At 47.2% G+C, this 5,543-nt stretch carries 7 protein-coding genes; 2 read left to right on the top strand and 5 right to left on the bottom strand.

Features of this window, described 5'->3' with window-relative positions; genetic code table 11:
• Positions 1-193 precede the first annotated feature (193 nt).
• Positions 194-577 carry a chorismate mutase gene (aroH, locus tag L5656_RS10315; RefSeq protein ID WP_297202649.1) on the bottom strand — a complete coding sequence of 128 codons (384 nt, stop codon included), beginning with the start codon at positions 575-577 and terminating at the stop codon, positions 194-196.
• Between the two features lie 33 nt (positions 578-610).
• Positions 611-1,024, bottom strand: coding sequence for a HutP family protein (locus L5656_RS10310; RefSeq protein WP_297202647.1), 414 nt, complete (start codon positions 1,022-1,024; stop codon positions 611-613).
• A 179-nt stretch (positions 1,025-1,203) separates the two neighbouring features.
• On the opposite strand from L5656_RS10310, the gene L5656_RS10305 reads away from it, so the two are divergent.
• Positions 1,204-1,647, top strand: a complete 444-nt coding sequence (locus tag L5656_RS10305; RefSeq protein WP_297202645.1) for a hypothetical protein — start codon at positions 1,204-1,206, stop codon at positions 1,645-1,647.
• A 79-nt stretch (positions 1,648-1,726) separates the two neighbouring features.
• On the opposite strand, the gene ilvC is transcribed toward L5656_RS10305, so the two are convergent.
• The 3 genes from ilvC to L5656_RS10290 all read right to left on the bottom strand — a co-directional run bounded on the left by ilvC (position 1,727) and on the right by L5656_RS10290 (position 4,174).
• Entirely contained in the window at positions 1,727-2,725 is a 999-nt protein-coding gene (ilvC, locus tag L5656_RS10300) for a ketol-acid reductoisomerase (RefSeq protein ID WP_297202643.1), read from the bottom strand.
• 122 nt (positions 2,726-2,847) lie between these two features.
• Positions 2,848-3,399: a cob(I)yrinic acid a,c-diamide adenosyltransferase gene (gene cobO / locus L5656_RS10295; protein WP_297202641.1), complete on the bottom strand. Its 552-nt coding sequence runs from the start codon at positions 3,397-3,399 to the stop codon at positions 2,848-2,850.
• A 37-nt stretch (positions 3,400-3,436) separates the two neighbouring features.
• On the bottom strand, positions 3,437-4,174 hold the full coding sequence (locus tag L5656_RS10290; RefSeq protein ID WP_297202640.1) for a pseudouridine synthase: 738 nt from the start codon (positions 4,172-4,174) through the stop codon (positions 3,437-3,439).
• A 502-nt stretch (positions 4,175-4,676) separates the two neighbouring features.
• On the opposite strand from L5656_RS10290, the gene L5656_RS10285 reads away from it, so the two are divergent.
• Positions 4,677-5,216 (top strand): methylated-DNA--[protein]-cysteine S-methyltransferase, encoded by a 540-nt coding sequence (locus L5656_RS10285; protein ID WP_297202637.1) that lies wholly within the window; start codon positions 4,677-4,679, stop codon positions 5,214-5,216.
• The last annotated feature ends 327 nt before the right edge of the window (positions 5,217-5,543 follow it).

Raw genomic sequence — 5,543 nt, 5'->3', positions numbered from 1 at the left:
CAGGATGAATAGTATATCTCCCTCTTTGATTTCCGTGTCACCACGAGGAGTCACACTATCTGCCAGCGGGGGTATATTACATGTAGAGCGAAGGCTTGCAGGGACTAATAAGAGAAAGCCGACCTCTTTTATTATAATTAATCAGGCGGGTATTATCAACACCCTTAGTTTAATACCTACGTCCGCAGTTCTTCTAATTACCGGCTTCAGGATGTTCTGCGTACAGGTCAGGTCTTAAAAGGACTGCACGGCCTAGATAAACATGCTGGGGTGGGGTCTTGCAATAAGCATGTATCAGTACCCTTACTATACCAGGAAGACTTCCTGGCACCGGTATCTCGGTAGCACACATTAAAGCTACTTCTTTCCAACCCAATCGCCGGGCTGCTTCTGCCGGGAAAGCAGCATTTAGATCAGGGGTTACAGTAAAAAAGGCACTGATTATATCACTTTCTTCTAAATTATTGACCTTCATTATCTCCTGCAAAAGCTCACCTGTGCTACGCAGGATCTCCCCGGCCTCATTTTTGTCTACTGAAATAGCACCCCTAATACCTCTAACCCTTAGTTCCCCCATAATAACAACCCACCTTCCTACCGTCCTACATTTTTAAGATACGGCCCGATGCCCCAGACCAATGCCTACCTCGTCCAAGTGTAAAAGCCCGATACCAAAGAACACGGCAACACTGATGTGGTCCTGGTAGCGGGCTATCCCTATTTTCCCTCCCACATTAAGGCCTAAAGCCTTAGGCATGAGCTGTGTCAGGGCTTCACGGGTAGCACCGGCTACCGCCCCTTCTTCCGCATGTACCTCCCGTATAACACCTTCCCTCTTCGCGGCTACTACAGCCCGTTCCACCATCTTTTGGACAGAGCTTATAAATTCACCACCGCAATCTACTGCCGCGGCACGTATACCCCTGGCGGCGAACTCTTTTTTGAGTTTCTGCTCTTCTTCCCTGGTCTCTGAAAGAGCCATGCGTACAGCTACAGCCGCAACCTGTCTACTCCCATATTCCATATAAGCTACACCGCCTTTTGAAGTGGAGCTTTTAAGTAAGAATATATCATAGGTTACGCTTGGAATCTAGGGTTTTATTGAGGATACGCATAAAGTATTGGCGAGCTTTAGAAAATATGCTATTCTATGGATAAGTTGGATTTAGACAGGGTAACCCTGCAATGCGGGGAGGAGAAACCGTGGAAGAGATCCTTAAACAGATTCTAAACGAACTACAGATCCTTATCGGGCGGATCGGGGGCCTAGAACAGGGGCAAGAAACTATGGCCTCCAGGCTTACAGCTCTAGAGCAGGGGCAAGAAGCCATGGCTTCCAGGCTTACAGCTCTAGAGCAGGGGCAAGAAACTATGGCCTCCAGGCTTACAGCTCTAGAGCAGGGGCAAAAAGCTATGGCCTCCAGGCTTACAGCTCTAGAACAGGGACAAGAAGCTATAACTTCTAGGCTTACGACTCTAGAGCAAAGTCTTTATAAATTAGAAAAGGGAGTAGCTAATGTTAAGAAAGACGTTAAAAAAATTAGGACCGAACTACGCTTTGTCTGGGAAGACATCAAAAAGCTTGATGACCGCTTAACAACTCAGGAAGGAGAGCTCGTCTTATTAAAGCGGTTAAACAAGGTCTGAGGGCTGGTTTACAAAATATACAAGATAGGGGGCTTAACGCCCCCTTATTCTATGTTTCTATGTTTCAGTATTTGACTTCTTAATTTCCCTTCTTAAGCCAAGGCATCATCTCCCGTAAACGGTCGCCTACCTTTTCAATCAAATGCTCACGCTCCCGCTGGCGTAGAGCATTGAATACGGGCCGACCCGCCTGATTTTCAAGAATCCACTCTCTGGCAAAGGTTCCATCCTGGATCTCTTTTAAAAGTTGTTTCATGGTGGCCCTAACGTGATCATCGATTACCCGTGGCCCGCGGGTGAGGTCGCCATATTCCGCGGTATCGCTTATAGAGAAGCGCATGTATTTTATGCCGCCTTCATACATCATGTCTACTAAAAGTTTTAGTTCATTAAGACATTCAAAATAAGCTATTTCAGGCTGGTAACCCGCTTCTACCAGAGTTTCAAACCCGGCTTTTATAAGGGCCGTACACCCGCCACAAAGCACAGCCTGCTCGCCAAAAAGATCGGTTTCCGTCTCCTCCTTAAAAGTGGTCTCAATAACGCCGGCCCTGGTAGCTCCTATAGCCTTAGCATAAGCCAGGCCGATCTCCTTGGCCTTGCCCGAAGCATCCTGGTGGACGGCTAAAAGGGCCGGTACCCCTTTACCCTCTACGTACATGCGTCGCACCAGGTGGCCGGGACCTTTAGGAGCTACCATAAGAACGTCCACATACTCCGGCGGTACTATCTGATGGTAATGAATGTTAAATCCATGGGAAAACATAAGAGCCTTACCCGGGCTTAAATAAGGCGCTATCTCTTCCTGGTACACACGGGGTTGGACCTCGTCGGGTAAAAGTATCTGAATTATATCTGCCTCTTTTGCTGCTTCGCTTACCGTCTTAACGGTTAACCCTGCCTCTTCAGCCGCAGCCCAAGATTTGCTGCCCTTACGCAGACCAACTACCACGTCCATCCCGCTATCCTTTAGGTTTTGGGCCTGGGCATGTCCCTGGCTACCATAACCCATCACAGCAATCTTCTTGCCTTTGAGCACGTTTAAATCAGCGTCCTGGTCGTAATAAATTACTGCCACTTCTCCCCTGGTCACCTGTCAACAGGTACCAGGATTTCACCTCCTTCATCAAGAATTTACACGTATAAACTTAGTTATTCGCACTGGAAACGGAAACTCCTTCTAAGTACTAAAAACCAATCTTAAAATTCTATACCCTGCCTCGCAGCTATCCCTTTTTCGTACGGATGCTTTATACAGCGCAGCTCAGTAACTAAGTCGGCAACAGCTATAATAGAAGAAGGCGCATTCCGGCCGGTAAGGACAACTTCCACTTGGGGCGGGCGTTCCTTTAGAAAATTTAAAACCTCTTCTTCATTAAGAAGGCCAAAATAAAGGGCGTTGTTTATTTCATCTAAAATTAGAACATCCACTTCCCCTTTAAGCATGATCTCCCGGGCAAAGGTAAGAGCTTTTCGTGCCAGCTCATAATCCTCTGGCTGCGCCCCACCGCGGTGGATAAATCCCGGACGGCCGAAGGCTTTGACCATTACCTGCGGTGCCAGGCTCTGTAAAGCTTTGTGCTCCCCATAACGGGGCATCTTCATGAACTGGACGATGACCACCTTTAAGCCATGGCCTGCTGCCCGTAAAGCCAAACCCAGAGCAGCGGTGGTCTTCCCCTTTCCGTCCCCGGTGTACACCTGCACCAATCCCTGTTTTAACTTCGGCAACAGTATCACCTGCTTCTTCAAGGTATTTCTCGTTGCTACCTGATTTAACGTTGTGCTTCTACTCCTTTAACCCTACCGTCTTATATAGGCGTTCCACCTCCTCTTCCGTCAGCTCCCGGTATTCCCCGGGTTTCAGCCCTTTAAGGGTCAAAAAAGCCATTTTAGTCCTTTTAAGCTTTATAACCGGGTGGCCCACTGCTTTACACATGCGGCGTACTTCCCGCTTACGCCCTTCCCGCAAGGTGAGCTCAAGCAGAGCTCTTCCCTTACGGGCCCATAATAGCCTGACTTTGGCCGGAGAAGTCCACCCGTCCTCTAATTTAACACCTTTGGCGAGACGGCTTAAATCTTGAGCATCCGGGATTCCCTCTACCAAAGCCTCATAGGTTTTAGGAACTCCGTAACGAGGATGAGTCAACCTTAGGGTAAGATCTCCATCGTTGGTCAACAGAAGTAGTCCTTCGGTATCGTAATCCAGGCGACCTACAGGATACACCCTTTCCCTTACACCTTGTAAAAGGTCGACGACCTTGGGTCGCCCTTGGGGATCACGAGCAGTACTAACATATCCTGCCGGCTTGTAAAGAAGATAATATACCTTCTTGGTTTCTAGCTCAACTATTTTTCCGTCTACTTCTACCGCATCCCGGCCCGGCTCTACCTTGAAACCCATAGTTGTAACTGTTTCGCCGTTTACTTTCACCCGGCCAGCCCTAATAAGCTCTTCCGCCCGGCGCCTGGAGGCTATTCCCGCCTGGGCCAGATATTTTTGTAGCCTCATTAATTTACGATCCATGGTTCAAGCAGCCGCCCCCGCTGCTTCAGCTTGTTCCCAAGGCTCTCCGCATCAGCCTTCCTTCCAAGCCAATACCTGCAAGCTATACTGCGGATTTACTCATGCTCTTATTATAACCTTTTGCCTACATTTACACATCAACCTTTAGAATTACGTTTTGCCCACTCTACTTAAAACTTTTAGGGTTACCAGCTCTTAAGTTAAATCCCACTTAACCGGCAAATTTAAACCATCTCCACCTTTACTTCGCTTCATCACCGTTTTTTGAACCATTTGCTCATAAAGTGATGTTAAACTTAACTAGGGCGTAAAGGCCTTGACAAAATCCCATGAAAATTGAAGAACAACGGGCTTACGCTAGAGAAGATAAAAAGACTTCCGAGTATAATGCTTAACGAAAACCTAATTAATGCTTATATGGAAATCATCAAGGAGGAGAGGTATACTTAAAATCGAGTAATAACTGAACCAACAGTATCTGCTAGAAGGGAAGAAACAGTTCATGTCTTCTGCTACAAGCCTTACGCTTTATTGGGAAAAAATCCCTTCGCCCCTAGGCCATCTTATGGCGGTATTCAGCCCGTCCGGCCTATGTCGCCTAGCTTTCCCCAACGAACCCTTGGAAAATGTGATAGCTTCCCTTAACTCTATTTTCCCGCAGGCTACCATAAAAGAAAAGCCCGGGGTAGCTAAAGAATTAGCTCAACAACTACAAGAATATTTCTTATGCCGCCGTAAATCTTTCGACATACCTTTGGACTTGCGAGGAACCCCATTCCAGCTTTTGGTCTGGAAAGCGCTAGCCCAGGTCCCCTATGGTACCACTAAAACTTACGGAGAATTGGCTAAGGCAATAGGTCGGCCCAAGGCTTCCCGTGCTGTAGGCAGGGCAGTGGGCAGCAATCCGGTAGGTATAATCATTCCCTGTCACCGTATAATAGGGGCCCGCGGCGATCTACGAGGCTTCGGCGGAGGGTTGGATATAAAAGAAAAGCTCCTTATTTTGGAAGGAGCCCTCTTAAAAAATAGGAGTTTGTATTAAGGAACTCCCTTTACTCCTGTGGCTGAGCATTAGGCTTGCTATTGTGTGAGCGGGAATGGTATACCCTTGGTAAGACAATCTTTCCGAAAGTAAGGAAGAACTGTTCCATGTCCTTAGTAGAACATGACGAGATACGTTTAAAAAAAGTTCAACCGGTAAAGCCCTTAAGTAAAAAGATCCAATATGGAAATTAGTTGGTGCCGGAAACAGTGGACTTAGAGATGTCGCTGTCAAACATGATCATTACCTAGCTAAAGGTGAAGTGGAAAGATGGCCCTTATTGAGCGTTCGGATATCGATGCTACTACTTTTGCAGTTATGGAGCGA

It is taken from the genome of Thermanaeromonas sp., from assembly GCF_021890735.1.
In the GTDB taxonomy this organism is placed as follows: domain Bacteria; phylum Bacillota; class DSM-521; order Neomoorellales; family Neomoorellaceae; genus Thermanaeromonas.
The sequence above is the reverse complement of the archived record's forward strand: the minus strand, read 5'-3'. Positions and strand labels throughout refer to the sequence as shown.

What these genes read in the sequence shown, in the direction of transcription:
- L5656_RS10310 (WP_297202647.1), bottom strand. Translation starts at nt 1,024, where the DNA reads ATGGAATATGGGAGTAGACAGGTTGCGGCTGTAGCTGTACGCATGGCT.
- L5656_RS10290 (WP_297202640.1), bottom strand. Translation starts at nt 4,174, where the DNA reads ATGGATCGTAAATTAATGAGGCTACAAAAATATCTGGCCCAGGCGGGA.
- L5656_RS10285 (WP_297202637.1), top strand. Translation starts at nt 4,677, where the DNA reads ATGTCTTCTGCTACAAGCCTTACGCTTTATTGGGAAAAAATCCCTTCG.
- aroH (WP_297202649.1), bottom strand. Translation starts at nt 577, where the DNA reads ATGGGGGAACTAAGGGTTAGAGGTATTAGGGGTGCTATTTCAGTAGAC.